At 39.4% G+C, this 25505-nt stretch carries 20 protein-coding genes and 1 riboswitch; of the genes, 4 read left to right on the forward strand and 16 right to left on the reverse strand.

What is annotated here, in order from left to right:
* Positions 1-5 precede the first annotated feature (5 nt).
* The 5 genes from ASG14_RS19705 to ASG14_RS19725 form a co-directional block, all read right to left on the reverse strand.
* Positions 6-728, reverse strand: coding sequence for an ATP-binding protein (locus ASG14_RS19705; RefSeq protein WP_056872801.1), 723 nt, complete (start codon positions 726-728; stop codon positions 6-8).
* Positions 721-1407, reverse strand: coding sequence for a Sir2 family NAD-dependent protein deacetylase (locus ASG14_RS19710; protein WP_056872802.1), 687 nt, complete (start codon positions 1405-1407; stop codon positions 721-723). Before ASG14_RS19710 ends, ASG14_RS19705 begins: the two co-directional genes overlap by 8 nt.
* The gene (locus ASG14_RS19715; RefSeq protein ID WP_056872803.1) at positions 1407-2339 is read right to left on the reverse strand and encodes an ABC transporter substrate-binding protein; all 933 of its coding nucleotides are present in this window, start codon (positions 2337-2339) and stop codon (positions 1407-1409) included. The genes ASG14_RS19710 and ASG14_RS19715 overlap by 1 nt, the downstream gene beginning before the upstream one ends.
* Positions 2340-2467: 128 nt before the next feature.
* Complete coding sequence (locus ASG14_RS19720; protein ID WP_056872804.1) at positions 2468-3058, reverse strand: DUF6580 family putative transport protein; 591 nt, start codon at positions 3056-3058, stop codon at positions 2468-2470.
* A 110-nt stretch (positions 3059-3168) separates the two neighbouring features.
* The gene (locus ASG14_RS19725; RefSeq protein WP_157275027.1) at positions 3169-5031 is read right to left on the reverse strand and encodes a TonB-dependent siderophore receptor; all 1863 of its coding nucleotides are present in this window, start codon (positions 5029-5031) and stop codon (positions 3169-3171) included.
* Positions 5032-5127: 96 nt separating this feature from the next.
* Positions 5128-5320, reverse strand: a riboswitch (cobalamin riboswitch).
* Positions 5321-5403: 83 nt separating this feature from the next.
* Between ASG14_RS19725 and ASG14_RS19730 the strand changes: the two genes are divergently transcribed.
* Positions 5404-6651, forward strand: coding sequence for a serine hydrolase (locus tag ASG14_RS19730; protein ID WP_056872806.1), 1248 nt, complete (start codon positions 5404-5406; stop codon positions 6649-6651).
* 63 nt (positions 6652-6714) lie between these two features.
* Here ASG14_RS19730 and rplT read toward each other — a convergent pair whose 3' ends face one another.
* The 9 genes from rplT to ASG14_RS19775 form a co-directional block, all read right to left on the reverse strand.
* Positions 6715-7059, reverse strand: coding sequence for a 50S ribosomal protein L20 (gene rplT, locus ASG14_RS19735; RefSeq protein WP_056872855.1), 345 nt, complete (start codon positions 7057-7059; stop codon positions 6715-6717).
* Positions 7060-7134: 75 nt separating this feature from the next.
* Positions 7135-7335, reverse strand: coding sequence for a 50S ribosomal protein L35 (rpmI, locus tag ASG14_RS19740; protein ID WP_056872807.1), 201 nt, complete (start codon positions 7333-7335; stop codon positions 7135-7137).
* A 29-nt stretch (positions 7336-7364) separates the two neighbouring features.
* Positions 7365-7934 carry a translation initiation factor IF-3 gene (infC, locus tag ASG14_RS19745; protein ID WP_056872808.1) on the reverse strand — a complete coding sequence of 190 codons (570 nt, stop codon included), beginning with the start codon at positions 7932-7934 and terminating at the stop codon, positions 7365-7367.
* 23 nt (positions 7935-7957) lie between these two features.
* Positions 7958-9883, reverse strand: coding sequence for a threonine--tRNA ligase (gene thrS, locus ASG14_RS19750; protein ID WP_056872809.1), 1926 nt, complete (start codon positions 9881-9883; stop codon positions 7958-7960).
* 176 nt (positions 9884-10059) lie between these two features.
* The gene (locus ASG14_RS19755) at positions 10060-11139 is read right to left on the reverse strand and encodes an acyltransferase (protein ID WP_056872810.1); all 1080 of its coding nucleotides are present in this window, start codon (positions 11137-11139) and stop codon (positions 10060-10062) included.
* Between the two features lie 166 nt (positions 11140-11305).
* Positions 11306-12220 carry a hypothetical protein gene (locus ASG14_RS19760; protein WP_056872811.1) on the reverse strand — a complete coding sequence of 305 codons (915 nt, stop codon included), beginning with the start codon at positions 12218-12220 and terminating at the stop codon, positions 11306-11308.
* A 186-nt stretch (positions 12221-12406) separates the two neighbouring features.
* Entirely contained in the window at positions 12407-13144 is a 738-nt protein-coding gene (locus ASG14_RS19765) for a (Fe-S)-binding protein (RefSeq protein ID WP_056872812.1), read from the reverse strand.
* 26 nt (positions 13145-13170) lie between these two features.
* On the reverse strand, positions 13171-14478 hold the full coding sequence (locus ASG14_RS19770; protein WP_056872813.1) for an MFS transporter: 1308 nt from the start codon (positions 14476-14478) through the stop codon (positions 13171-13173).
* Positions 14479-14629: 151 nt separating this feature from the next.
* Positions 14630-16522 carry an ATP-dependent DNA helicase RecQ gene (locus ASG14_RS19775; RefSeq protein ID WP_056872814.1) on the reverse strand — a complete coding sequence of 631 codons (1893 nt, stop codon included), beginning with the start codon at positions 16520-16522 and terminating at the stop codon, positions 14630-14632.
* Between the two features lie 72 nt (positions 16523-16594).
* Here ASG14_RS19775 and ASG14_RS19780 point away from each other — a divergent pair, with 72 nt between their 5' ends.
* Positions 16595-19822 (forward strand): amidohydrolase family protein, encoded by a 3228-nt coding sequence (locus tag ASG14_RS19780; RefSeq protein ID WP_056872815.1) that lies wholly within the window; start codon positions 16595-16597, stop codon positions 19820-19822.
* 98 nt (positions 19823-19920) lie between these two features.
* Here ASG14_RS19780 and ASG14_RS19785 read toward each other — a convergent pair whose 3' ends face one another.
* Complete coding sequence (locus tag ASG14_RS19785) at positions 19921-22116, reverse strand: radical SAM protein (RefSeq protein WP_056872816.1); 2196 nt, start codon at positions 22114-22116, stop codon at positions 19921-19923.
* A 245-nt stretch (positions 22117-22361) separates the two neighbouring features.
* Between ASG14_RS19785 and ASG14_RS19790 the strand changes: the two genes are divergently transcribed.
* Positions 22362-23078, forward strand: a complete 717-nt coding sequence (locus tag ASG14_RS19790) for a hypothetical protein (RefSeq protein WP_056872817.1) — start codon at positions 22362-22364, stop codon at positions 23076-23078.
* Positions 23079-23118: 40 nt separating this feature from the next.
* Here the strand turns inward: ASG14_RS19790 and ASG14_RS19795 are convergent, their stop codons facing one another.
* Complete coding sequence (locus tag ASG14_RS19795; RefSeq protein ID WP_056872818.1) at positions 23119-24309, reverse strand: aminoacetone oxidase family FAD-binding enzyme; 1191 nt, start codon at positions 24307-24309, stop codon at positions 23119-23121.
* A gap of 54 nt (positions 24310-24363) precedes the next feature.
* Here ASG14_RS19795 and ASG14_RS19800 point away from each other — a divergent pair, with 54 nt between their 5' ends.
* Positions 24364-25503: a 5-(carboxyamino)imidazole ribonucleotide synthase gene (locus ASG14_RS19800; RefSeq protein WP_056872819.1), complete on the forward strand. Its 1140-nt coding sequence runs from the start codon at positions 24364-24366 to the stop codon at positions 25501-25503.
* Positions 25504-25505 lie beyond the last annotated feature (2 nt).

A 25505-nucleotide genomic window follows, 5' to 3' on the forward strand; every position in this document is an offset into this window, starting at 1 on the left:
AAATCTTATTTTAAATCAGCGAACCAAAAGCCAAGTTCTTCATCATCCTCAGTTATTTCGCTTGATAAATCATCATTAACAGAAGGCTTTTTATAGCTTCTAAACACCATCTCGCCAGTCTCGAAGGCGATTTTGTTCCTAAAAACGGGTCCTTCAAATGCAAAAGTGTGAAACTCGCCATTTTCACCACAAGGATCAATTATCGAAGGCAAACTGGCTATCAAATCGTTATCAATTACTTTTCCACAAAAGGATTTTAAATTGTATTGGGCACAAACAATGATGGTTTTATAGTTCAGGTTTAGAAATTGTTGGATAAGTTGTTTTGTGTCTTGTTGCCAAAGTGGGAAGATTGCCTCCAAACCAACATCCTTGAGTTTTGCTTCCCGATAGGCTCTTAAATCTTCGAGAAAAATATCCCCGAAAATTGAATGACTGATGCCTTCCTGCTTAAAAATTGAAAGGTGATGGTGCATTATTCGGTCGTAAGTATCCATATCTGGCATTTCCGGAAGCCTGATTTGATATAGCGGAATACCGATACTATTCGCCTGTTCGATAAGAAGCGATTCTCTTACCCCATGCATGGAAACACGATTATATTTTTCTGTTACCGTAGTAACAAGATACTTTATACTTATTGAAGGATCTTGCAAGGCATAATGCAGCGCCAGTGTGCTGTCTTTTCCGCCACTCCAATTAAAGATGCAAAGCTTTTTTTTAACCATTAACCAAAACGTGTAGCAGTTCAGTAATTCCATTTACCGCACCCTTTTCAATAGGAATTATGTTTTGATAGCGTCGAATATTCGGGATAACTGGATCAATTACATATTTCGGAACTGCTGCAGGAACAAAATCCAACAAGCCAGCCGCAGGATAAACGGCCAGCGATGTGCCAATCAAAACAAAAATGTCGGCCTTTTTACAGATTTCGGCAGCTAATTCAATCATTGGAACCGATTCACCAAACCATACAACGTGTGGCCGTAGTTGAGAACCCAACTCGCAGCATTCGCCCATCTTGATTTCGGTTCCCTTTATCGGGTAGGTTAAATTTGGGTTTTTGTCAGACTGTGATTTAGTTATGATGCCATGCAAATGGGTAACTCGTGTCGAACCTGCCCTTTCGTGCAAATCATCAATATTTTGAGTTATAATTTCAACATCAAAATGATTTTCAAGTTCCCCAAGAATTTCATGTCCGCGGTTTGGTTTTGCCGATAATACCTGTTCACGGCGTTCGTTGTAAAACTGCTGTATCAATTCCGGGTTTCTTTCCCAGGCTTCAGGCGTAGCAACATCATGAATGTTATAACCTTCCCAAAGTCCGTCAGAATCACGAAAGGTTTTTAGCCCGCTTTCGGCACTTATGCCCGCTCCTGTTAGTACAACAATTTTTTCCATTATTTGAAGATTCCGATTTCTGAGTAATTGATAAATTTGGATTTAATGCGTTCATTACCTTCAAAAATTTCAGGATGAAACATACAAGCCAGTGCTTCAATACCATCAACCAAAGTACCAATACTAGGTTGGGTAAACATGTCGAAGTCGGCAATGAAAACCTGATTCGTTTTAACTGCATCTAAGCTGTCCCAACCCGATTTGGAGGTTAGCAAACTCATTTCGTCGACACTTCTATTTATATCGAAGCCACAAGGCGCTATAACGAGTACCTCAGGATTGTACTTCAGAATTTTATCCCAATGCGTTACAATAGAGTCGCCGGCTGGGTTAGAGAGCATATCGACGCCTCCTGCGGCTGCAATCTGGAAAGGAATCCAATGGCCACAATTGTAAATTGGCTCGATCCATTCCATGAGCATAACCCTTTTTAAAGGTGCTTTATGTTTTCGGAGCGTATCTAAAATGGTGTCGGTTTTACTTTGAAGATTGGCGAGATATTTTAAAGCAATTTCTTCCTTACCAATCGCTTTTGCTATCATTATTGCGCAATCATAAACATCTTTCAGGTTATTTGGCGATAGAGGCACAAGCGTCGGCTGTTTGCTTAACTTCATCACAGCAGTTTCCGTACAAACTGTATCAATATTGCAAACCTCACAAATATCCTGGGTGAAAACAATATCTGGTGCTATGCTTTCCAGAAGCTCGTCATCTACCCAATATAAACTTTTTCCCTGTGCTTTTGATGCCGAAAAAATCCTGTCTATTTCGATGCTTGAGTAATTCTTGCCTTCTAAAATACACCTTACTATTTTAGGCATGTTAGCAGCTTCTTTCGGGCACTCGAAGGTTACGCCGTGAAGATAATCCTGCAGGCCCATGTCATAAATCATTTTCGTGGCGGCAGGTAAAAAGGAAACAACTTTCATAGTGTAAGGATTTCTGCGTTATGGAATAGACAAGGTTTCAAGCTGACATTTAAATCAGCTTGTAGGTTAAGTTAAAAAAAATCCCCTTTTGAAATACATCAAAAGAGGATTATTATGATTAGCTGATACTAAACTTTTTGAGTTTGCAATTTCAGCACAGGATATCTTGATTTCAATATTTCGAAAGCACCGAAAAGTAGTGCGCCGTAAATTAATGTTCCTTCAAGGAAACGAATTTCAAATGGAATCGCTTTTTCCAGTACAAGCCAGAAGCCGGCTAAATCTTGCGTATAAGCAGGGTTTTTAAACCAGATTGGAAAGTCGGTTACAATCCAGTGAATGAGCACAATTACCAGTGTAGAGGCTAAAAGGTTAACAACATTTATATTCTTTAGCATCAAACGGCCAACCAAAACCATTAAGGCGAAAGCCAAATAAACCCAATACCAGCCTTCATAAAGAAAACCGTTGCTATACTTGCTAAAAATCGTTGTCGACAAAATAAAATCGCTCAAAAACAAGCTCAAAAGCGGAAACGAGAATGCTTTTAGATTGTCTTTAAAGTAGGCACCTCCAAATAGAGCAACCGCCCCAATTGATGAAAAGTTAGCAAACTTTAGTTCGTCAGAATTAAAAGTTACCAGTAACCGGAAACCTGTTATTGCCAGTATCATTAATAATAAAATGAATGTACGTGGATTGAATTTTAAATGTGCCATTCTTATTGTATCAAATATTTGTTTAAAGCAGTAATTAATCGGCAGCTGCAGCCAATATTATAAATTTTAGTTAGAAGGTGTTCTGCCCTTTAGCGCAAAGTTAAATTTTATTAGCGGATATTAAAAGTTACACCCGTATTAAAGTTGAAACTTAAGCTATTGTAACCAATTATTTCACTGTATTTTTCATTCAAAATATTTTTAGCATCGAAAAATATTTTTACCCTTTTAGCTGCGATTGCATATTCAGCATAAGCACCAAGTAACTTATATGCTGGCAAGGTATCAACCGTATAAGTGCTAAAATTTCCGTCTGTGCGGTTGCCAAAGTAGCGGTAGTTAGCACTCAAAAATAAATTTTCAGTGGCTTTCAAACCGGCAGTTAATCCGAATGTATGTTTCGGGCGGCGGAAAAGATAATCGGCAATTGCATTATCTACGAAGTTAAATTCATTTCCTTCAACATATGCGTAATATCCGTTAAAACTAAATTTACCTAATTTAACTGCCGGCTCAACCTCGAATCCTTTTGTTTTTTGATTTACCTGGTTTACATAACCTGCGGGATAAGCATAAATTATCGCATCTTTTAGGTCACGTTTGTAGCCAGCAACGCGTAAGGAAAACTTATCATCAGCAAAACTAAAATTAACTCCTGCCTCGTAATTTTGAGATTTTTCAGGCTTAAGTGCCAGGTTTGCGCCGAATTGCCCGAAAAGCATATTTAATGTAGGCACTTTAAATGCGGTAGATACGGTACCAAAAAGCTTAATTTCTTTGATAATATTGATGCTCGGTGTAATCGAATAGGTGTAATTTTCGCCATATTGTTCATGCTTATTGTAACGCCCGCCAACTTCTAAGTTGAAAATGCTTAAATCATGTAAAAACAATGAACTGTAGGCTGCAAAAATATTCGATTTTGGGTTCGAACCAGAAGCAGTGAGTTTCATCACACGATTATCAATCCCAACTAATAAATCGAGTTTATCATTTAATTTCTGGTTATAAAATAGGTCAACAATGTTTACTTTTCCTTGTGTAAAACTTGGAAAAGAACTATGCGCATCATTTGATGTACTTTCATAGCTGTAATTTAACGTTACTTTTCCTGTTCCAAATTCGTATTTAGCGTTTGTACCTGCGGCTACATTTTTTAAAATCGAATAGTTGCCAGCGTCGGTAAAAGCACCGCCGTCAAAGCTATAATTTCCATAGTAATATCTTACAAATGGATTAATTGACAGTTGGTTTGTAAGCTTAAGCCCAAAATTTGCATTTAAGGCGCCTGTTCTAAAACCGTCTTTGTCAAACTCCGCGGTATTGCCAACAGGATTTGCAGCCTCAGAGATTCCGTCAGTTTTGTTTTGAGTGTAGTTCACATTATAGGTAAAGCCTTCAACCCCACCGTTCAAGCCAATGGTTCCTTTGTAGGTATTATAACTGCCGGCACTTGCAACACCATATATAGTATTGCCTTTTGGGCCACCTTTTTTTGTGATGATGTTTATAACGCCTGCAACAGCATCAGAACCGTAAATGGTCGACTGACCGCCACGAAGGATTTCAATTCTGTCTATCTGATCTATTGACAACAAACGTAAATCAAAAGCACCGCCATTTCCTGATGGATCATTCTGAACAATTCCGTCAATTAAAACTACCGCATATGCACTTCCTGCACCCCGGAAAAATACCGATTTGTTCAGCCCTGGATTGCTGCTAGACCCCGCTACAATTATTCCGGCTTGTTCGCTAATTAAATCCGGAAGAGACTTTCCATGACTTCTTTCTAAAACTTCGCTGCTAATTATGGTAACAACTTTACCCGTTTGCGATTGTTTCTGGTCATTTTTTGTTGCCGTGATAACGACATCTTTTAGTTGCAAACTATCTTGCGCAGCAGCTAGTTGACAAATACTTAACTGAGCAAACCCTAGGCTTGCCGCAATTAAAATTCTTTTTTTGTTCATTTGATTGTGAGTTTTGCCCACAGCCAACAGATTAGGAAAGGAAATGAAAATACGAAAACGTTTAGTACCTCAATCCTAGCTTCAATCCCCGAAAGCTATGAAATTATTCGCTAAGGCAGGTCTTCTGACTTGCTCCCGGATTTTCTGCCTTCCCGCCTTTTTTTAAAAACAGTGGCTTTAGATTGAAATACCGTTATGGAGCTTACAGCTGCGGGACAGTTGCAGAATTACACTGCATTCCCTTTTAATTCCGGTTGTAAAGCCGGAAACCAAAAGCGCTGCAAAAGTAGTAAAATTAAGTAAGATGTAAAATGGATGTTGTAAAATGGCTTTTGTACTACAAATAACTAACTTTAAGATAAAATTTTATTTATGAGATGGATATTTACATCAGCACTTTTTATAATGGGTTTAACTGCAAACGCACAAAAAGCAGATAGTGTTTTTTTGAAAAAATTGATGGAAGCTAAGCCTGAATTGTTCAGTTCTATACTAAACCATCCGGATAAAAATCAAGTTCAGGTGTTATATACACAGATAAATCGGGATGAAAAAAATAGGCCTACCTTCAAAACATACAGCTATAATTTAAATCCACACCATTATTTTTATCCCGCCAGTACGGTAAAACTCGCAGCCGTAATTTTTGCGTTGGAAAAAGTAAATGGTTTAAAGGCTAAGGGCTTAACGTCAAAAAGTACCATGCTAACAGACAGCGCATTTGCCGGACAAACAAAAGTAACAAAAGACACCTCCGCAGAGCATCACTTACCATCGATTGAACATTACATAAAAAAAATTCTTTTAACGAGTGATAATGATGCTTTCAATCGCCTTTACGAATTTGTAGGGCGTGCAGAATTAAATCGAAAGTTGAAAGCAAACGGTTTAAATGACAGCAGAATCTTGAATCGTTTAGCCATTGGCGATGCCGGGGAAGCAGCTAAACACACCAATCCAATAAATTTTTATAATGGCGACAAGCTGGTTTATAAACAACCGGCCCAATACGACCCAAAAGAATATGTGCTCCAATTAACTAACACGATGATGGGAAAGGGTTATCTCGACAGTGCAGATAGATTAGTAAATAAACCTTTTAACCTGGAAAATAAAAATGCCTTTGCCATTAACGACCAGCAAAAACTTATGCAGAAACTAATTTTTCCAGAAGCTTTTCCGGCTCAGGAGCGGTATAAATTAACTGCTGAAGATTACAAACTCATTTACACTTATATGAGCAAATACCCAACACAAAGTAAATATCCGAAGTATGACCCGAAAGCGTTTTGGCCAACTTATGCGAAAATGCTTTTTTATGGCCGCGAACAAAATATTGAACCAGAACCAGGCATTCGGATTTTTAATAAATATGGCGATAGTTATGGCTTTATTATCGACAATTCTTATTTCGTAGATTTTGAGAATGGAATTGAATTTTTCTTAACAGCGGTAGTACAAAGCAATGAAGACGGTATTTTTAATGATAACAAGTACGAATATGAAACGGTATGTTATCCTTTTATGAAAAATCTGGGCCGAACGATTTATGAATTTGAATTGTCGCGGGGCAGGAATAAGAAACCTGATTTAATTAAATTCAAGATGGATTACCGCTAAACAAAAAAGTCACGATTTGCATCGTGACTTTTTAAAATATGATTACCGCCGAAGCGAAAATTTCTATTTTACTGCATCAATTACAGCTTTAAAAGCTTCCGGGTGATTTATTGCTAAATCAGCCAATACTTTACGGTTTAAACCGATTTCTTTTGAAGCAAGTTTACCAATTAATTGAGAGTAAGAAATACCGTGCTGACGAGCACCTGCATTAATACGTTGGATCCATAATCCGCGGAATTCTCTTTTCTTAACTTTACGGTCACGGTATGCATATTGCAAACCTTTTTCTACTGTGTTTTTAGCAACAGTATAAACCTTACTTCTTGCTCCCCAATAACCTTTCGCAAGGTTAAGGATTTTTTTTCTTCTTCTTCTCGAAGCTACTGCGTTTACCGAACGTGGCATGTTGTTGTTGTTTTTTGGCAAGCGGCGTTCCGTTTAACCGGAAACTTAAAGCCTGATACCTGGTGAATTAATAAATTACTTTCCGATACAAAGCATACGTTTAACGTTACCAGTATCTGCTGCTGTTACCATGCTAGCATTTCCAAGTGCACGTTTACGTTTAGTACTCATCTTTGTTAAGATGTGACTTTTGTATGCGTTGTTTCTTTTGATTTTACCTGTTCCAGTAAGCGAAAAACGCTTTTTAGCACTGGAATTGGTTTTCATTTTTGGCATAACCTGTTTTTTAATTTATAAACCTATTTTTATTTTTTTGCTACTTTAGGCGCAACTGTAAGGAACATACGTTTACCTTCTAACTTAGGTAATAATTCTACTTTTCCTACATCTTCCAAAGCCTGAGCAAATTTTAATAATAAAATTTCACCCTGTTCTTTGTAAACAATTGCTCTACCTTTAAAATGCACGTAAGCTCTAACCTTCTCACCGTTCTCTAAAAAACTCACTGCATGTTTTAGCTTAAACTGGAAATCGTGGTCGTTCGTGTTAGGACCAAAACGAATCTCCTTAATTACAGTTTGCTTTGCATTCGATTTTATCTCTTTCTGCTTTTTCTTTTGCTCGTAAACAAACTTACTGTAATCAATAATTCTACAAACCGGAGGCACTGCATTCGGCGAAATCTCTACCAAATCCAATTCCAGTTCATCAGCAAGTGCCAAAGCTTTAGCCAAAGGATAAATCCCCGGTTCAACATTATCGCCAGCCAAACGCACTTCAGGCGATTTAATGTACTGATTAATGTTATGTTCTGCTTCTTTTTTCTTAAAAGGCGGACGTGGTCCCCTGTTAAATCCTGGTCTTCCTAATGCCAAATTTGTATAAAATTAATTTTTATTTAAACTGTTATTTCTTTTAGTAATAAGCCGCTGAATTCTTCCAACGTCATTTCTCCCAAATCTCCCTCACCGTGTTTTCTGATTGAAATTTTACCTTCAGCCATCTCTTTCTCACCAATGATGAGCATATATGGGATTTTTTTAACCTCCGCATCACGGATTTTTCGCCCGATTTTCTCATCACGAAAGTCAATCAGCCCGCGAATATCGGAATTATTTAGCTCATCTAAAACTTTTTTTGCATAATCTTCATATTTTTCTGAAATAGGAAGAATTATAAATTGCTCCGGACTTAACCATAGCGGGAAGTTTCCTGCACAATGTTCTATCAAAACAGCAACAAATCTTTCAAGCGAGCCAAACGGCGCACGGTGAATCATTACTGGCCTGTGTTTTAGGTTATCGCTACCGGTGTATTCCAGCTCAAACCGCTCGGGTAAATTGTAATCTACCTGGATGGTACCTAATTGCCATTTTCTGCCAAGGGCATCTTTTACCATAAAATCTAACTTGGGGCCATAAAAAGCGGCCTCGCCATATTCCACGATGGTATTTAAGCCTTTCTCTGCAGCCGCTTCAACGATTGCGCTTTCTGCCAGTCTCCAGTTTTCATCAGACCCAATGTATTTCGACTTATTATCCGGATCTCTTAACGAAATTTGCGCAGTATAGTTTTCAAAACCTAAAGATTTAAACACATAAAGTACTAAATCAATAACTTTTTTAAATTCATCTTTCACTTGCTCCGGCATACAGAATAAGTGTGCATCATCTTGCGTAAAGCCACGCACACGGGTTAACCCATGTAATTCGCCACTTTGCTCGTAACGATAAACAGTACCAAACTCTGCAAAACGAACCGGCAAATCTTTATAAGAGCGGGGTTTGAATTTATACATTTCACAGTGGTGCGGGCAGTTCATCGGTTTTAGAAAGAACTCCTCTCCTTCTTGCGGCGTTTTTATCGGCTGAAACGAATCTTTACCATACTTATCCCAGTGACCTGAAGTAACGTACAAATTTTTGTTTCCGATGTGAGGGGTAACCACCTGTTCGTACCCGGATTTAGATTGTGCCCTGGTTAAAAAGTTTACCAGACGCTCACGCAAAGCAGTCCCTTTCGGTAACCACATTGGTAACCCGGCACCAACTTTTTCCGAAAACATAAATAATTCAAGTTCCTTGCCTAATTTTCTATGGTCGCGTTTTTTTGCTTCCTCAATCATAGCAAGGTATTCAGTAAGTCCGCTAGCCTTCGGAAAAGTTACGCCATATATACGTGTTAACTGCTTTTTAGTTTCGTCTCCACGCCAGTAAGCGCCGGCAACATTCATCAGTTTTACTGCTTTTACAAAGCCTGTATTCGGAATATGCGGACCACGGCATAAATCGGTGAAAGCTCCCTGAGTATAAAAAGTGATCTTTCCATCTTCCAAGCCATCAATCAGGTCGAGTTTATACTCATCTCCCTTTTCGGTAAAATATTTTATCGCATCAGCTTTGCTTACACTTTCGCGTGTGAAAGTTTCTTTTTGCTTAGCTAATTCGATCATTTTGGTTTCAATCGCCTTGAAATCATCCGACGAAAATTCTTTGTCGCCAAAATCTACGTCATAATAAAAGCCGGTTTCAATTGCTGGTCCGATGCCAAATTTTGTTCCCGGATAAAGTGCTTCCAGGGCTTCGGCCATTAAATGCGCCGATGAATGCCAAAAAGTAGATTTGCCTTCTGCATCATTCCAGGTTAACAATTTTACTGTTGAATCAGCTTCTATTGGGCGTGTTGAATCCCAAACCTGGCCGTTAACTTCGGCTGCTAAAACATTTCTTGCTAAGCCTTCGGAAATTGATAAGGCGATTTGATGGGCCGAGGTGCCCTTTTCGTACTGACGAACGGAGCCGTCAGGTAAAGTAATATTAATCATCTACAACTATGATTTTGTTCGTCGCTATTTTAAAGTTTCAGAACGGTTTAAAAAAAAGGTTATTTCTAAATCACATACAAAGTGATTTTATTTTCTGCAAAGATGCGCTTTTTCATGCTTAAAAGCAAGTTTCAATAACCATTTTGGTAGCAATAGGCAGCTTCCGGAATCTTGGTTCATCCTTTATCTAAAAATTTTTGCCGTAAATATTTGCGCACTGGTTTATCTAAATAAAGCATTATGAAATAGGCAAAGGCAATTAGTAAGCACACTGAAATCGGGATAATTACTTTTAGCAAAGACATATCTGGTTTAACTACGGCCACATAAGTTAGGAATATCCAGATAAATGGATAGTGTGTCATGTAAAGAGGATAAGATAGCTCCCCTGATAGTTTACAAATTTTTTCGAAACGGGCCTCTAGTTTTGCGCCAGCACCCAGAGCAACCAGTACAGGAAAGTATACAAGCACAATTAGTGGTTCAGAAAGCCAATTGTATTTCTCATTAAATGGAACCAGGAAGGCAACGAGCAATAAAGCAGAAATGCCCAGAAAACCTAAACGATTTTTGATTATCCAGTTCGACCGGTAAACGAGCATACCTGCGAGAAAAGAATAGAGCACCCTTGCGCCACCATCCCAGAAGCTCGGTCCTCCCCAGCCGCCCATCAAATTAGTGGATTTAAATGCCACGAAACAAATTACAACAGCGGCAATTAAAGTTATGGCTTGCAACAGCTTCCTGTTTAACTTAAACAGAATGAGTATGTAGAAAATATTGGCAATGTATTCCCAAAAAAGTGACCAGGCGGGTGCATTAAGGTTGAACAGGTTGAAGTAGCGCTCTGCCATAACCGGATAAGGAATTAAAAAAGCAGAGGCAAAAAACAGCAACGCCGTTTTTGTAAAGCCATAAACTGGGTAGAAATTACTAAAAGGATCGAAAAGGAATGTTAGTAAACCCAGAATCGAACCAATTATAACCAGCGGATGTAACCGTATAAGTCTTAATTTGATGAAAGAAAAAACACCTAGCTTTTCGGCTCTGTTATCATAAGCGTATGCAATTACGAAGCCCGATAAACAGAAGAAAAAATCTACGGCCAAATACCCATGCGCAATAAAGTTTTTGCTATAGTCGGTTATCGCTATCTCCATAAAATGATAAAATACCACCACAATGGCAGCCAAACCCCGTAAACCATCCAAAATTTCGAAATGTGCTTTGGTTTTTAAAACTTCTACTTTGTTCATTAATTCAGCCGATACTTTTTATAATTTTCGCTTCAATGATAGATAAATTTAGTCGAACGGCACTGTTTTAAGTCGATTTGTTAGAAATTTTGTGTTACCAAAACTCCATTTAAAAAAAAAGCCTGCTCAAAAAGAATGAACAGGCTTTAAAAATATCTAATACTAACTATCCGCCGAAGCCCCTAACGACTACACCACCTGCGCCACCGGGTCTGCCGTTGCCATTACCTCTGAAACGTTTCATCATGTTTTCCATTTTTGCTCTATATTCAGCTTCAGTAATTGGCGTTGCTTTTTTTGGAGCGGTAACATCTTTTGCGCTTACCCCTCTATATTCTATACTTTTCGCTATGGTGTTATTTCCACGTCCTTCAATTGCCAAAACAGCGCCTTCAGTCCACATGTTTGGATTTGGCGAAAAATCGAAACCTAAATCTGTTGTGTACCAAATGTGGGTTTCTTCTGTTACATCTCTGTCCATATCCAAAATTTTCATCTTTTTGGTCGATTTTACAATCGCTTCATGGCAGGTAAGGCCACAGATTTGCTTTGTAGCATCAGTTTTCACCACTTCAATTTTAGGTTGCACTACCGGTTTCGCCTTTGTGGTATCATTTGGATTTTGATTTCTTCCCATACCGCCGCCAAAGCCTAAACCACTAGTCGGATTAAGTTTTAAGCCACTTTGCATTACATAAGTTGTGTCACTTAAATCAAAAACCTCTACCAATTTCTTATCCACGAAGGAGTAATAATATTCTCTGTTGCCACCGGCACCACCGAAACCCCTCATCATACGGCCCATGCCACCGCCGCCGCCACCTGCACCGTTACTGTCTTCTGTTTCCTCAACGGGCATATAGCTGGCATTTGTAGCATTAAAAAGCAACTCAAAGTTGGATTTACTGCTCGATGGCATTCTAGCTGCCATTTGCTCTGGAATTTTTACACCACTTGCAGCCATCATTGCGGCAGGATCGATTGTGGTTTCGAATTGTATGGCTCCCGTGGTTTTCTTTTGCGCATTTGCTACAGATGCGATAGATAAAACCCCTAATAAAGCGAAAACTAATTTTTTCATTCTGTTGATAATTTGGTTTTTATTGTTGATGAAGCCGCCATGGTTTATTTAAATTATGATGATAAACCAAGATGGTATTATTGTTTAGATGCGAAACCTTAAGAAAGGTTTAACCAAGGTATTTACATTTAACATCAAAGCTGTTAAAAAGTGTTAAATACTTCTAAATCAGCGGTAAAATTATTGTTAGTATTCAGTGCTTTCCAACCAGCCATTACATAAAACATCTGCAATGTGCATGGTTTTTATTGGAAGGTTGTTTTTATCGATATAGCCCTGAAGATGTAAAAGGCATGATAAATCTGTAGAAATTATATAATCTGCCTGCTGGCCAATCGCATGGTTAACTTTTTGCTCGGCCATTGCGGATGAAATCGCGTCGAACTTTACCGCAAATGTGCCGCCAAAGCCGCAACACATATCCGTATCTTCCATTTCGAGCATTTCCAAACCATGCACCTTAGATAGAAGCAGACGGGGTTCATCTTTAATTTTGCATTCTCGGAGTGCACTACAAGAATCGTGGTATACCGCTTTGCCCTCCAGCTCGGCTCCGAAATAATCTTTCTTGGCAACGTTTACCAAAAAATCAGACAATTCCCAGATGTTGGATTGCAGATTCCTGCATTTATTATGTACGATTGTATTGGTAAACAAATCGTTAAAACCACCTTTTACCATGCCCACACACGAGGCGGATGGTGCAACTACATAGGTATTTTCGGTGAAATCGTTCAGGAATTTGGTACCCACTTCTTTCGCCTCGTCCCAATAGCCGGCATTGTAGGCTGGCTGTCCGCAACATGTTTGTTTAGAGTTATAATCAACTTTACATCCTGATTTTTCAAGCAACCTCAAAGTATTAAACGCGGTTTCGGGGTATATCTGGTCTACAAAACAGGGAACAAACAATTCTACTTTCATCAACAAATATTCTTTAGGCTACAAACTTACAATTTTCGGGTTTCTTTGCGCTCTGTTTTTTTCAAGACCACTAAAAATACCAGACCAACTATAAAAAATGATGCCAAAGCAATAATTGATTGTCGCATATTGTGCGTAAGCCCTTCGATAAAAGCAAAGCTAAATAAGCCAATTACGATTGCCAGTTTTTCTGTAGCATCGTAAAAACTAAAGAATGATGCCGTATCATTAGTATTTTCCGGAATATGTTTCGAATAAGTTGAACGTGATAAGGACTGTATACCGCCCATAATTAGGCCTACAACAGCTGCTAATGCATAAAACTGGTATGCATTTGTTATCGAATACCCATAAATGCAACATGCTATCCAAACGAGTACAACGATTATTAAAACGTTGATATTACCCAGTTTTTTGGCCAGAAGCGACATTAACCAGGCGCCTAAAATTGCCACCAGCTGTATGATTAGGATAACTGCAATCAAACTTCCCGACTCTAATTTCAACACCTTGGCACCGAAGCCTGCAGCAGCCAGCATAATGGTTTGCACGCCCATGGAATAGAAAAAGAAGGCAATCAGGTACGTTTTTAAGAACTTCATTTGTTTTAACTGATTCCAAACCTTGGCAAATTCTCCGAAGCTGCTTTTAATGATACTTTGCCCTTCAGACGCGGCATTTGGCACATCTTTAGGCAAGGCTTTAAATGGAATTTGAGCGAAAAGGAACCACCAGATGCCGACCAGCAGAAAAGAAATCTGAGCAGGCAACGAGGGGTCCGTGATTCCAAAGATTGCCGGTTTTAGCACAAACACAAAGCAAATTAGTTGTAAGATGACACTACCTACGTAGCCATAAGAAAAACCTTGCGCACTTACTTTATCCTGATTGTCTGTTGATGCAATAATGGGAAGATATGCATTATTAAACATCACCCCTCCAACATAGCCCATGGCAGCGAGGACAAAACAAATAATTCCCGCTTCTAAAGTTTCAAGCTTGAAAAAGAATAAAGCCATGCAGGCAAAGGAGCCCACGTACGTAAACAATTTCATGAACAACTTCTTTTTGCCTTTTGCATCGGCATAAGAAGATAGAATAGGCAATAAAACAACCATTATCAGGTAAGCAAATGCCAGTGCATAATTAGATAGAACGGTGTTTATAAATGTCTTGCCAAAAAACGTCACCTCATCGCCATGTGCCTTTGTGGTAGTTATCGCTACATAATAAACGGGAAAAATGGTTGAGGTAATTACTAAATTATAGGCAGAATTTGCCCAATCGAAGAAAGCCCAGGAACGGATGGTTTTTTTATTGTTTTTTTCTATCATTTGGTTCAATAGCGATTAAGATGGTTTGGTGTTTTAAACTGTTAAGCAGCAAACTGGTAAATTAAGAATTGATTTTTTTTAACGGTATAATTATTGAATTGATCTACTGTTTAGCTTTTAGCAGTAAAAATCCTGGACAGCTAAATAAAGGCTAAATATAATATTTCTTCCCGTCGGTTTTAATCTTGCCGGCATCTAATAATTCGCGGATTGAATCAATACGATCGTTTTCAGAACCGATTCTTATTGTAGTTACCAAATCATCAAGGTTTAAAGGCTGTTGTTGTAATAAGGAAATAACTTCAAATTCGATTTCATCGTTCATTTGCAATTCATTTTCGGCTCTTTTTTCGGCAAGACAAACATCACATACGCCACATTTAGCGGCAGTGTTTTCATCGAAATAATTGAGCAGCTGTGTACTACGGCATTTGTTCGATATAGTGTAGGCCACCACAGCGTTAACCTGTTTAAGCAGGATTTCTTTCCTTAAACCTAAATATTTTACATCTAAATCAAAATGTTCCATATCAACTCTGGAGCGAACGTATTGCAGTTGCGGCTGGTCGGTTTGCTGAACGTATGTGAGCAATTCAATAGACTGGAGTTTGTTAAGAATTGCAACCACATCTTTAAAAGAGATGCCTAATTTTTTAGCTAAATCTGCTTCATCTATTTTGACAAACCCGTCGAATGCGCCGCCATGCGAACGAAGAATTGTTTTAATCACGCCATCATAAGCTTTGTTTTCAATCTGGAACCTGTAAACATCTTCATGACTCACAGTGAACATCAATCTCGATGGCAAGAAAACACTTTCAGAAAGCGTTATATAGCCATCGTGTTCCAAAAACTTTAGTGCCGATATTGTTTTCAAAACACTGATATTAAACCGCTTGCAAAAGTCGGCAATATCAAAAGTAAAGGTAAGCCCCTCGCCTGCTCCAAATGCCAGTTGAAAATAATTACCCAGATAATGATATACCTTTCTAATTTCATCTGCTGATGGGAAGCTGTTGACATACCTGGCTTCCAGGCTTAAAACATCCGATTTATTGGCGAGTAGCACTGCATAGCTTCTGTTTTCATCACGCCCGGCCCTTCCGGCCTCCTGATAATAGGCTTCCAGACTTTCTGGTAAATCCAAATGCACTACAAAGCGTACATCGGCTTTGTCAATGCCCATACCAAAGGCATTTGTAGCCACCATAATTCGTGTTTTATTTAGCTTCCAATCTTCTTGCTTTTGGAACCGAACCTCGCGTTCAAGGCCGGCATGGTAAAAATCTGCTTTGATTTGATTACGGTTTATAAAATTGGAAACCTCTGCAGTTTCCCTACGGTTGCGAACATAAACCAGGCCAGTCCCTTTTACGTTTCTGCAAATCTGAATTAGCTTTTTATATTTATCCTCCTGACCGGAAACAACATAGCTTAAGTTATCCCTGGCGAAACTTTTAACGAAAACTTCTGGATTTTTCATTTCAAGTTTTTCGACGATGTCTTTCCGCACAAATTCCGTCGCTGTGGCGGTTAAGGCAAGAACAGGTACGTTAGGAAGAATTTCCCGCAGTTTTGAAATTTGTTGATATGGCGGCCGAAAATCGTAGCCCCACTGGGAAATGCAATGGGCCTCGTCTACCGCTATCAGATTAACGTTCATATACGAAATTCTCACCCGAACGAGGTCAGATAGTAAGCGTTCTGGCGAAAGGTACAGGAATTTAATTTTTCCATAGATACAGTTATCCAATAAGATGTCGATTTCCCGTTTCCCCATCCCGGCATAAATCGCGATGGCTTCTATTCCTTTTGATTTTAAGTTTTCGACCTGATCCTTCATCAGTGCGATTAATGGCGAAACGACGATGCAAATGCCCTCCTTTACTAAAGCAGGAACCTGAAAACAAATTGATTTGCCACCACCTGTTGGCAACAATGCCAAACTATCCTTGCCCGCTAAAACCGACGCAATAATATCCTGTTGCAAGGGCCTGAAAGCCTGGTGTCCCCAATGTTTTTGTAAAATCTCTATTGCTGTCATAAATCGGCGGTACCAAAACTATAAAAAAGCTGTTGATATTGCTAAATTGCGCTATAATTAATCAAAAAATTGATGAAACAACTCTACTTTCTCGTTGCGCTTTTTACTATATTTTTAACTTCAAACGCCCAGGATAAGAAATGGGATGTTGAAAAATTTCAGGGAACGACTAAAAACTTCACTTTAAATACGGATGAAGGCACCTGGATGAATCTTGATGTAAGTCCTGACGGACAAGAAATCGTGTTTGATTTATTGGGTGATATTTATACCATGCCCATATCGGGCGGCCAGGCAAAAATAATAAGCGGCGGCATTGCTTACGATGTTCAGCCAAGATTTAGCCCTAATGGAAAATACATTTCTTATACCAGCGATAAAAGCGGTGGCGATAACATTTGGATAATGAATCGCGACGGATCTGGCAAAAAACAGGTTACCAAAGAAACCTTTAGGTTATTAAATAATGCTACCTGGATGCCAAATAGTGAATATATTGTTGCCCGGAAGCACTTTACGGCCGGGCGTTCGCTAGGCGCTGGCGAAATGTGGATGTATAACATAAACGGTGGAGATGGCGTTCAGTTAACGAAGCGAAAAAATGACCAACAAGATGCCGGAGAGCCAAATATATCGCCTGATGGAAGATATCTTTACTTTAGCGAAGATGTGAGTCCGGGGCCAAATTTTGAGTACAGCAAAGACCCAAATGGAACCATTTATGCCATACGCCAGTTGGACTTAACAACCGGGAAGTTAACAACTTTAATAAACGAGCAAGGTGGCGCATGTCGTCCGCAGGTTTCTCCAGATGGAAACCTGATAGCCTTTGTTAAGCGTGTAAGGTTAAAATCGACACTTTATGTTCAGAATATAAAAACGGGAGAAGAGTGGCCTGTTAATGAGGATTTATCGCATGACCAACAAGAAACATGGGCTATTTTTGGCGTTTACCCTAACTTCGCATGGACACCCGACAGCAAAAGTCTGGTTTTTTATGCGAAAGGAAAAATCAAAAAAACGGAGATTAGCACTTTAATAAATTCGGTTATACCATTTCAGGCAAATACAGTTCAAACCGTTCAGCAGGCGTTACATTTTGAACAGAACGTTTTCAGTAACGAATTTTCTGCCAAAATGTTAAGACAATTAACCACATCGCCAGATGAAAAGACAATTGTTTTTAATGCGGCTGGTTTTCTTTATAAACAAGATTTGCCGAATGGAACGCCACAAAGATTAACGAATGGTTTGGATTTTGAATTTGAGCCAAACTTTAGCCCTGACGGGAAGTTTGTGATTTACACCACCTGGAGCGATGAACTTCGCGGAGCGATAAAACGTACGGACATAAAATCGGGCAAAACCATTACTTTGAGTGATGAAAGGGGCTTTTATTATGCTCCGCAATATTCTACCAAAGGCGATAAAATCGTTTTTAGAAAAGGAAGCGGAAACGACGTGCTAGGCTACAATTATGGCCGTGGTACAGGTATTTTTATCATGCCTGCCGGTGGCGGTCCTAAAACGCTCGTATCTGAAAACGGAATTAAGCCATCGTTTAACAATACAGATACCCGAATTTATTTCCAGGGTTATGCCGATGGAAAGAAAGCATTAAAAAGTATAGATTTGAATGGCGCAAATGAGCGGACGCATTTCACGTCTCAATATGCGAACCAGTTTGTAGTTAGCCCTGATAATAAGTGGCTTGCTTTTAACGAACTCTTCAACGTTTACATTACGCCAATGATAAATGTTGGAACAGCGCAAGATGCATCAGCTGGAAACAAGGCAATTCCTGTTGCAAAAGTAACTACAGATGGCGGAACTTATATGCAATGGAGTTTTGATAGCAAAAACTTACACTGGACTTTGGGCCCAAAATACTTCACCATTGATGTAAATAACGCTTTCAATTTTGACGGCTCTACCCCTAAAACACAGGCAACTTCTGTCGATATCAACTTAACTTTGAAAGGTGATGCCCCAACGGGAATTGTAGCCCTTAAGGGTGCGAGAATTATTTCGATGAAGGGAGATGAAGTGATTGAAAATGGAACAATTCTGACCGATGGCAACAAAATTACGGCAATTGGAAAAGCAGATGCTGTTAGCATTCCGGCGAATGCCAAAGTTATTGATGTAAACGGCAAAACGATTATGCCGGGAATAATTGATGTTCATGCGCATTTACGCACCAGTCCGGATGGTATTTCGCCCCAAAGCGACTGGAGTTACATGGCCAATCTAGCTTTTGGGGTTACAACCGCACACGATCCATCAAGCAATACAGAAATGGTTTTTAGCCAGAGTGAAATGCTAAAAGCCGGAAGAATGGTTGGCCCGAGGGTTTACTCTACCGGATCAATTTTATATGGTGCCGATGGCGATTTTAAGGTGGTGATAAATAGTTTGGATGATGCGCTGGCAAACCTTAAACGCCTGAAAGCGGTGGGTGCGTTTTCAGTTAAATCTTATAACCAACCGCGAAGAGAGCAGCGCCAGCAAATTTTAGAAGCTGCCCGCCAGTTAAAAATGGAAGTTGTACCAGAGGGCGGGTCAACGTTTTTTCATAATATGAACATGCTGGTCGACGGGCACACAGGCATAGAGCACAGCATCCCCGTTTTGCCGGTATATAAAGATGTTACAACGCTGTGGAACAATACCGCTGTTGGTTACACGCCAACATTAATTGTTGCATACGGTGGCCAATGGGGCGAAAATTACTGGTATGACAGAACCAACGTTTGGGAGAATGAAAAATTAATGACCTATACGCCGCGTTCAATAATAGATGCGAGAGCAAGGCGAAGAACAACCTCTGAATATAGCGATTACAACCATATTGATATTGCGAAAGCGACCAAACAGATTGCTGATGGCGGTACAAAAGTAAATCTCGGTGCCCATGGTCAAATTCAAGGTTTAGGTGCGCATTGGGAACTCTGGATGTTTGTTCAGGGTGGTTTCTCTCCTTTGCAAGCCATCAGAAACGCGACCTTAAACGGTGCGCATTACTTAGGGATGGAGAAAGAAATCGGTTCGATAGAAGTTGGAAAACTAGCGGATTTAGTTATCATGGATGCCAATCCTTTGGATGATATCAGAAACTCTGAAAAGATTAAATATGTGATGATTAATGGGCGTTTGTACGACAGTGCTACAATGAACGAAGTTGGGACGAGAGAAAAACTGCGTGGAAAATTGTGGTTCGAAAATGCCAGGGGAAATGGTTTCATCGTGCCAAATGGCGAATCAGAAACCTGGACTTTTACAGTTCCGCATTGCGATTAAGTGAGATTTTAAACAGGGAATTTAAGGTAACCTAGTTTTGGACTATGTGTTTCTTAAATTCCCTAAATGATATGTTCGTTAATTATGCAGAACACTGATTACAGCACCAATAAACCAAATTCCCTCAAAGTATTAATTGGTTTTGAATACCAAAACAATTCGAAATTCTCCATTTCACTTTCAAAATCTGCTTTAACCTCAGCAAAAGTAAAAACGCCTTGGTTCGAAATATGAATTTTGTTCAAAATGGAAATCAACCATTCGCCCTCTTTTTTATTGGTTTGAATTGTAAACGTTTCCCGCTTATCATGAAAAGTTAGCGAAGCGATTTCCCAGGTATTGCCTTTTTTAGCCTTTGTAAAGTATTCGGCCGATGGCTTTCCTCCTATCCAAACTACTTTTGCTGTCGGCTTTGTATTAAAATGAGCTACATCGTTCAAAGCCTTTTCAATAAAATCGCCAGCGATTCTGGTTCTAGGAATCTTGAAATCAAACCAATCCTGCAGTTCGTAATCGAAACATACACCATGCATAAAATTGAAAAGAGATTTCTTCAACCCGTAACTAAATTTATTGTGGTCGATGCCGGTTTTATCGATATAATTGATGTCGTTATTGGCAAAAGTGCCTACAGCTTCAGTTTCTTTAACAACGCCGAACCTTTCCGGGTACATACCCACCGGACTATGAGCCGTCATGGCAAACTGATGCCAAAACCCAGACTGTAAAACACCGGCTTCAAACAATTGCCGAACCATTTCCAGGCTATCTACGGTTTCCTGCACGGTTTGGGTAGGATAACCGTACATTAAATAAGCATGCACCATAATGCCGGCGGCTGTAAAATTGCGGGTTACTTTAGCTACCTGCTCAACGGTAACGCCTTTATCGATTAACTGCAGTAATCTATCAGATGCAACTTCTAATCCACCAGAAACTGCGATACAGCCCGATGCTTTTAAAAGCAAACATAAATCTGCAGTAAAGCTTTTTTCGAAACGAATATTCGTCCACCAGGTTACCGCTAATTTTCTGCGAATAATTTCCAGGGCAACCTCACGCATTAACGCTGGCGGTGCGGCTTCATCTACAAAGTGAAAACCATTTTGACCGGTTTTGCTATACAAATCCTCTATTCGACCGACAATTTGGCTGGCTTGAACGGGCTCGTAAACCTTAATATAGTCTAGAGATATATCGCAAAAAGTACATTTTCCCCAATAGCATCCATGTGCCATAGTGAGTTTATTCCACCGCCCATCGCTCCACATTCTATGCATTGGATTCACAATTTCAATTACTGAAATGTATTTATCCAACAGTAAACCACTGTAATCGGGTGTTCCAACATCTGCCTGTCTGTAATCTTTTCTGAACGAGTCGTTTTTGTAAACAACCTGATCATTTTCCAACAAGAACGTGCGTTTATACATCTGCATCTCAGGCGGCAGATTGCCCCTAACGTTGTTTATCAGGAGTTCAATTGGCAGTTCACCATCATCCAAAGTAATAAAATCGAAAAATTCGAAAACCCGTTTATCAGAAAGTGAGCGCAACTCGGTGTTCGGGAAGCCACCACCCATCAAGATTTTAATTTCGGGGAAATTGGCTTTTACCCATTGCGCACAACGAAAGGCACTGTATAAGTTGCCGGGAAAAGGTACTGAGATCAAAAATAACGTGGGTTGGAGTAGCTTTATTTTTTCGGCTAGAACCGAAATCAGAATCTTGTCAATATAAGTCGGCTCTTTTTGCAAGGCAGCATATAACTCATCGAAAGCGTTAGCGCTTCTGCCGAGGCGTTCAGCGTATCGGCTAAAACCAAAGTTTTCGTCAATACATTCTACAATATAATCAGAAATGTCTTCAAGATAAAGCGTTGCCAGATGTTTAGCTTTATCTTGAGTTCCCATTGCACCGAAAGCCCAATCTAATTCTTCCAGTTGAGAAAACCGGGCGGCCTGTGGCAGAAAATCATCTCCACAAATCTGCAGCGCCAATGTTGGATTCTTGCCTTGCAAAAATGCAATTACCGCATCAATGGTTTTCAGGTATTCATCTTTTAATGCCAGAATTCTTTTAGCATTATCGCTGATTGGGTGCTGATGGTCTACCGCGAATAAATCGTTTAAGCCTCTTTTGGAAAACAATTCCAGAATCACCTCAATCCCTAAATCGGCCTGTGTTGACGAAATTTCTTTAGTATTCAAAAAACCTTTTATATACGCGGTAGCCGGATACGGTGTATTCAGTTGCGTAAATGGCGGCGTAATGGCAAAAATTTCGGTTGTCAAAAGGAATTATTATTTACTGCAAAAGTAAGGGAATTTTAACACTTATTGATTTATTAAGTTTTTCAGCGGTCATTTTTCGTTATCAAAACCCAAATCAATTAAACGAAAATTACGGCAGCAAACTGAGCCATCAATGGCTCAAAATAAGCATAAGAAAAAGATTTGGTTCCCATTATCAATAACCTTGTAAACTAAAACAGCACAAAAAACGTTTTTAGCTTACATTAACACCTTTTGCAACCTCAATGAGAGTTTTTAATTTTTTTATGCTGATGCTTTTTGTGCAAATAAGTTTTGCTCAAAAAACGTTCTTATTTCCTAAGGTGAAGTCATCGGGTAGTTCGGTTGAACAACTCACGCCAAACAGCTGGTCGGTAATTGAAATGGCTAATGGAGATTTGAATCAAGATGGTATCGACGATTTAGCGGTAATCTTCGAATCGGATAAAGTTACCGATGAAACCAGAACCTATGGCGATAACAATTCTGACATCATCAAAGAAACTCAAAAACCCCGCATCCTGGCCATCTATTTTAAAGATAAAGCGACCGGAAGTTATCGTTTGTCGACCCAAAACAATGATTTCATTCTTCGTTCGGAAGAAGGAGGAAAACTCGGCGACCCACTTAATCGAATTGGAATTAAAGACCAGCAACTGTATTTACGCTTTCAAGGCGGCGCAGAATGGCGCTGGGAACTGGGTTACACCTTTAAATTTGAGCAAAAAGACTGGTTTCTTACCAGCGCAATAAATTTATACTTCAACCAAAACACCGGCGACATGACCGAACGTGTTTATGATTTTAAAACGCGGGAATTATTCACCACTGTTGGTAACCTACATCGCAGAGACGTGGCCAACAGCAAAACAAGCGAAGTGCTTTACTTTTCTCAATTAAGAACATTTAAAACCTTTAAAAAACCGTGGGCATGGGAAATTATGCCCAATGTTTACTTATAAGGCTTGCGAGCGATTTTTAAAAAATGGATCCGAAGTTATATTAGATGTTTTGGGCAATAACAAAACCATTTGCCCACGCCCATTGGAAATTATAACCGCCAAGCCAACCTGTAACATCTAAACATTCGCCACCAAAAAACAGGTTTGGAATTTTTTTGCACGCTAAAGTTTTCGAAGAAATTTCGCTGGTATCGATGCCACCACGCATCACTTCGGCTTTGTCGTAACCCTTATCTCCCGCAGGTTTAACCTTAAATTCGTGTATGGTTTGGGCTATTAGCTGAATTTCGGAACCTGTTAAAGCTGCAACAGGCTTTGTTAAAGGCAAAAATTTACCCAAGGCATCGGTAAACTTTTTGGTATAAAATCGATTCAGCAAAGTCGATAACAAGGTTTTTCCATTAAGTTTCCGCTCATCATATAACAATAAGGCAATATTTTGATTGGGCAATAGATTAAGATTTATGAGTTCGCCACGTCGCCAAAAGGATGAAATTTGTAAAATTGCCGGTCCGCTTAAACCCCAATGCGTAAACAAAATATTTTCTTCGAAAGAAATTTCATCATTGCTTACCTCGCAAAAAACAGAATTGCCCGACAATTGCGCAAACCACTCTTCATCTTTACCGGTGATGGTTAACGGAACTAATGCAGGTGCGGTTTCAACAATCTTCAGGTTGTGTTTCCGGGCAAAGCGCAACGCAAAATCTGTAGCACCCATTTTTGGAATTGGCAGTCCTCCGGTAGCAATCACTACCTTTTGAGCCGATAAAAGAATTTCCTTACCATTCTTTTCATAACGCACATTAAAACCATTAGGAAGTAGTTCAATATCTTTAACCGCAGCATTACACCTAATTTCCTGCCCAAAATCGTCACAAAGTGAAGTAAACATTTGAACTACGTCTTTTGCGTTTTTCTCATCAGGAAATAGTTGTCCCAATGTTTTCTCCCTACCCTGAATTCCGTAGGTTTCAAAAAAATTAACGGTATCATCAACCGTCCATTGTGTGAAAGAAGATTTGATGAAATGAGGATTTTCTGAGATAAACTGCTCTGCAGATGCGAATTGGTTGGTATAATTGCAGCGACCGCCACCAGAAATCAGGATTTTAGCACCCGGTTTTTCGTTTTTCTCGAGCAATATCACCTTCTTTCCCAAATAGCCGGCCTGCACCGCACACATCAACCCACAAGCACCTGCACCAATAATTATTGCATCAGCATTCATCAATAAAATTTTTTATGGTTACTTTTGCACAAAAGTAGCATTATTTTCAAGCGCATGGCAAAACAGATTAGCGAATTAAAATTGGGTATTTTAGGTGGCGGACAATTAGGCAGAATGCTTATTCAACAAGCCATAAATTATAATGTAACGTCGCTGGTTTTAGACCCTGACCCTGATGCTCCTTGCAAACACATTGCGAACTTTTTTGAAAATGGTTCTATAACTGATTTCGATACAGTTTATAACTTCGGTAAAAAGGCTGATATCATTACAATTGAAATCGAGAAAGTAAACATTGAAGCCCTTGAACAGTTGGAAAAAGAAGGTAAACAGGTGTTTCCTCAATCGAGGGTAATTCGCTTAATTCAGGATAAAGGCGTTCAAAAACAGTTTTTTAAAGAAAATGACATTCCAACTTCCCCTTTTCAAATTGTAAATACCAGGGAAGACATGGAGAACAGCCATATACCATTTCCCTACATTCTAAAACTTAGAAAAGATGGTTATGATGGAAAGGGCGTGATGAAAATTAATAGCGCAGCCGATTTAGACAAGGCTTTTGATGCACCTTGCATTATTGAAAAACTCGTTGATTTTGAAAAAGAAGTGGCTGTTATTGTTGCCCGGAACGCTAATGGTGACATGAAAACTTTCCCTATGGTAGAAATGGAATTTAACCCGGAAGCAAACCTTGTGGAGTTTTTGATTTCCCCATCAACATTTGCGGAAAGTTTGCAGCAAAAGGCAGAAAACATTGCTAAGAATATTGCTTCAGCAATGAACATTACCGGCATTTTAGCTGTCGAAATGTTTGTGTGCCGCGATGGCGAATTATTGGTGAATGAGGTCGCCCCCCGCCCGCATAATAGTGGCCACCAAACTATTGAGGGCAATTACGTTTCACAGTTTGAACAGCATTTACGTGCTATATATAATCTGCCTTTGGGCGATACCAGTAGCATTACAAATGCCATAATGATTAATTTACTGGGCGAAAAGGGTGCTGAAGGTGTGGCCAGATATGAAAACCTGGAGAAAATACTAGCAATTGACGGTGTGTTCGTTCATCTTTACGGTAAAAAATACACCAAACCTTTCCGCAAAATGGGTCACGTAACCGTTGTTGATATCGACAGAGAAAAGGCCATTGAGAAAGCAAGGTATGTACAGAATACCTTAAGAGTAATGGCGTAAAA

This window comes from Pedobacter sp. Leaf194, from assembly GCF_001423945.1.
In the GTDB taxonomy this organism is placed as follows: Bacteria; Bacteroidota; Bacteroidia; order Sphingobacteriales; family Sphingobacteriaceae; genus Pedobacter.